Source organism: Flavobacterium degerlachei, from assembly GCF_900106645.1.
Classification (GTDB): Bacteria; Bacteroidota; Bacteroidia; order Flavobacteriales; family Flavobacteriaceae; genus Flavobacterium; species Flavobacterium degerlachei.
Genome location: NZ_FNMV01000029.1, coordinates 1 through 4,057, shown reverse-complemented (window position 1 = coordinate 4,057; position 4,057 = coordinate 1). Strand labels below are relative to the sequence as shown.

The 4,057-nt window shown below is 35.1% G+C and carries 4 protein-coding genes; 3 read left to right on the top strand and 1 reads right to left on the bottom strand.

Annotated elements, in window-relative coordinates:
• Positions 1 to 868: 868 nt before the first annotated feature.
• The gene (locus tag BLV91_RS16725) at positions 869 to 1,540 is read right to left on the bottom strand and encodes a DUF4294 domain-containing protein (protein WP_091435346.1); all 672 of its coding nucleotides are present in this window, start codon (positions 1,538 to 1,540) and stop codon (positions 869 to 871) included.
• An 81-nt stretch (positions 1,541 to 1,621) separates the two neighbouring features.
• On the opposite strand from BLV91_RS16725, the gene BLV91_RS16720 reads away from it, so the two are divergent.
• The 3 genes from BLV91_RS16720 to BLV91_RS16710 all read left to right on the top strand — a co-directional run bounded on the left by BLV91_RS16720 (position 1,622) and on the right by BLV91_RS16710 (position 3,836).
• Positions 1,622 to 2,710 carry a M42 family metallopeptidase gene (locus BLV91_RS16720; RefSeq protein WP_091435344.1) on the top strand — a complete coding sequence of 363 codons (1,089 nt, stop codon included), beginning with the start codon at positions 1,622 to 1,624 and terminating at the stop codon, positions 2,708 to 2,710.
• A 100-nt stretch (positions 2,711 to 2,810) separates the two neighbouring features.
• Complete coding sequence (locus BLV91_RS16715; protein ID WP_091435342.1) at positions 2,811 to 3,269, top strand: DUF1801 domain-containing protein; 459 nt, start codon at positions 2,811 to 2,813, stop codon at positions 3,267 to 3,269.
• Positions 3,270 to 3,296: 27 nt separating this feature from the next.
• A complete protein-coding gene (locus BLV91_RS16710) occupies positions 3,297 to 3,836 on the top strand; it encodes an SRPBCC family protein (protein ID WP_091435340.1) in 540 nt (179 codons plus the stop codon).
• Positions 3,837 to 4,057: the final 221 nt, after the last annotated feature.

Below are 4,057 nucleotides of genomic sequence, written 5' to 3'. Positions count from 1 at the left end.
TATTACTCTTTATTCTTTTGTTTTGAAATCTCTTTCAAAACGGCTGTCAATTCAATATGTCTAGGAACGTGTCTTATCTTGTTTCTCGTTTCGTTTCAACACTTAGCGTGTTTCTCGAAGCGGGTGCAAAAGTACAACTTCTTTTTAATCTCGCAAGTGTTTTTTTTAAAGTTTTTTAAGAAACTTTCGTTTCTCTTTTTCTTCTAAATAAACCCGGTTTCCCGTGCTTCACTTACTCAATAAATGAAAGAACTTGATCCCTTTCGGGTCGGCAAAGATAATTACTTCTTTTATTTCTCACAACACTTTTTTTAATTAAATTACTCTAATTTTTAAGTTTTGCTTTCCATTAAATAAGTAAGAACGTCTGCGTTGTTGCGGGTGCAAAAGTACCACCTTTATTGAGTAAATCAATCTTTTTACTAACCTTTTTTCGACTTTTTCTTTACCTTTATTTTAAGTTGCTGGAATTCTGAGTTTTGAACGTGAAAGTTTTTTCTCTCCCCGGGACTCTCCGAAGGAAAGGGAGACTTTGCGGAAGTGGTTTGGTCGTATATTTTATATTAACGCTACACTTTTTCCTTTTACATCCCGATTACGAAGGTTCGGAACGGGACTCTCCGAAGGAAAGGGAAGCTTTGTGAATATCACCGTCCTTTTAAACTTTCTCCTATATATAGAGGGCCTTTTCTGTAAATCAAAAAGCTTAAACAACTTTTTGAAAGCGACTCCCCTAGCCCTGATAGCAGTGGAAATCCTTATATGCCGGTGTTCGGCATATAAGATTGTAATGAATAGCAGGAAATAGCTCCTAATAAAAACCATTCGACTACTATATATAATGTAGAGTCTTTATATAGCACTGGTATTATAGATTTTGATTTTTAGATTTTGATTCCCAAAAATCATTGAGATGATCAATATCAACTGGTTTCGCGGGCGTTTGGTTTTGTAGTCTCCCTGATTGAAAGGCTCTACTTAATATGGTTTCGATTAAAAAGTCTTCATTTACTTCATAAGGCGCATATTCCGTTTTCAAATTAATATCAAACATGCTCGCTGCTGTATTCGACCAAAAGGCTTTCCAGCCGCTTTTTAAAGTTTTCACTAATTCAAAAGTCGTGGTTCCCGTTTGGCGATGAATCAATTTTACCAAAATCCGCCCCTGACTGCGTGACAATTTCTTGAGTTTAGCCTCGAATTCATTATTAAGGTAATCCTCAACTATCTTAAAATACTTTTTCTTCTCCTTGTTCGTTGACAGGCGTTCCATCCCTTTATTCAAAAGTGTCAACCTTTCAGAAGCCAGTTTGGCGTAAGGATAAGTTCTATAAACCCTACTTTGCAGAATCAGGAATTGTTTCCTGGCATCAGGATCTAGTTTTTCTCTAGAAACCACTATTTCTTCTAGCGCTATCGTGTCATTAAGAATATCATCTCTTTCCGTCAGCTCATATCCCATTTTTACTGGTTCTGGGGTCACGACTTGTGCATTAACTGAAATGGATAGAAATAAAAATAGAAACGCAATAAACTTCATAAGGCATAATTTAAGTGTAAAATTATACATTATATGCGCAACTGTAATGCCAAATTTATAATTTAGCAAAAAATATATTTTATGAGCACAAAATCGATATTAAAAAAATCCTCCCTTACATTTTTAGAGCAATATTTAAATAATGCATCACCAACTGGATTTGAAGCCGAAGGTCAGAAATTATGGATGGACTATTTGAAACCTTATGTTGACACATTTATAACTGATACTTATGGAACAGCAGTTGGGGTTATCAATCCAGACGCTCCTTATAAGGTAGTGATTGAAGGGCATGCAGATGAAATTTCGTGGTATGTAAATTATATCACTGATGATGGATTAATCTATGTTATCAGAAATGGTGGTTCTGATCACCAAATCGCTCCTTCTAAACGCGTTAATATTCATACTAAAAAAGGAATTGTAAAAGGCGTATTTGGCTGGCCAGCCATTCATACACGAAAAGGAGAAAAAGAAGAAACTCCAAAAATCAGTAATATATTCATTGACCTTGGTTGCGAAACTAAAGAAGAAGTGGAGAAAACAGGAGTTCATGTAGGTTGTGTTGTTACTTATCCTGATGAATTCATGATTCTAAATGAAAACAAATTTGTTTGTCGTGCGATTGATAACCGTATGGGTGGTTTCATGATTGCTGAAGTGGCCCGCTTGCTTCATGAGAACAAAGTAAAACTTCCATTTGGATTGTACATCACTAATTCTGTTCAAGAAGAAGTGGGACTACGCGGAGCCGAAATGATCACTAAAACCATTAGGCCAAATGTAGCAATTGTGACTGATGTATGTCATGATTCTACTACTCCAATGATTGAGAAGAAAATTGAAGGAGAAACAAAAATAGGAAAAGGACCTGTTGTTACTTATGCACCAGCTGTCCAAAATAATCTTAGAGAATTAATCTTGGATACTGCTGAGGAAAAGAAAATTCCTTTTCAACGTCTAGCATCTTCTCGCGTAACCGGAACTGACACTGATGCTTTTGCTTACAGTAATGGTGGTGTGGCATCGGCTTTGATTTCGCTTCCGTTGCGTTATATGCATACTACGGTTGAAATGGTGCATCGTGATGATGTTGAAAATGTCATTAAACTAATATATGAGACTTTATTGAAATTAGAAAATAATGAAACCTATTCTTATTTTAAATAGAATCAGCGACTAATACCGCCGCTATAGGAACTTAAAAACCGCGATTCGAATTTTGAATTGCGGTTTTTTTTATTAAATTTATATCTTAAAATTCCTATCAATGCAATCAAAAGCAGAAACGGTTGAAGAGTATTTAATAGACCTTCCTGATGACAGGAAAAGCCCCATGAATAAACTTCGGACAACGATCCTTGACAATATTCCTGCAACTTTCGTCGAAACAATGAGTTATGGTATGATTGGATATGTGGTCCCACATACTTTATATCCTGACGGCTATCACTGCAACCCAAAACTACCTTTACCCTTCATCAATATTGCTTCGCAGAAAAATTTCATTGCTTTATATCATATGGGAATATATGCAAATCCAGAATTGCTAAAATGGTTCACCGATGAGTTTCCAAAACACTCTAATCAGAAACTAGATATGGGAAAAAGTTGTATTCGATTTAAAAAAATGGACCAAATTCCATTTGATTTAATTGCAGAATTAGTACAAAAAGTATCCATTGAAGAGTGGATAAATATGTACGAATCTATGGTAAAGAAGAAATAATAACCAATAACCTTTAAATACATCAATATGAAAATTATTAAAGCGATTTTATTTTCGATTTTAGGAATCATTGCGTTGGCACTTATCTTGGCTCTTTTTATGCCTAAAGAATATTCCGTGGAAAGGGAAGTCATCATCAATCAACCCAAAGACAGTGTTTTCAACTATGTAAAACACCTGAAAAATCAAGATAATTTTAGTGTATGGGCAAAAACGGACCCGAACATGAAGAAAACTTTTACGGGAGTTGACGGAACAGTAGGTGCCATTTCTGCATGGGAAAGTACTGATGAAAATGTAGGTGTGGGTGAACAGGAAATCATAAAAATTACAGAGGGAGATCGTATTGATTTTGAATTACGATTTAAGAGTCCTTTTGAATCAACTGCGGATGCTTACATGAGTACTGAAGCAATTTCTGCCACAGAAACAACAGTAAAATGGGGCTTTAATGGAGTAATGGATTATCCTATGAATTTAATGTTGCCCTTTTTACAAATGGACAAAGTCATTGGAAATGACCTACAAACTGGATTAGATAATCTAAAGATGATTTTGGAAAAATAGCCTTTCCTCTTTCGATAAATGAAAAAACCGCAAGTCCATCAAGGAGGGCACTGAAAAAGTCTTTTTAGGAATTAATTGTTAATAAAAAGGAGTAGAAAACTATAGTTTTTTGCTCCTTTTTTCGTGTTTTTAATGGTACCCAAAAGGCTTTTAGATGTTAGTTCAACAACAAAAAATTCAATTCAGTCCGTACTCTTCGTTATATGATTTAATCGTTCCCA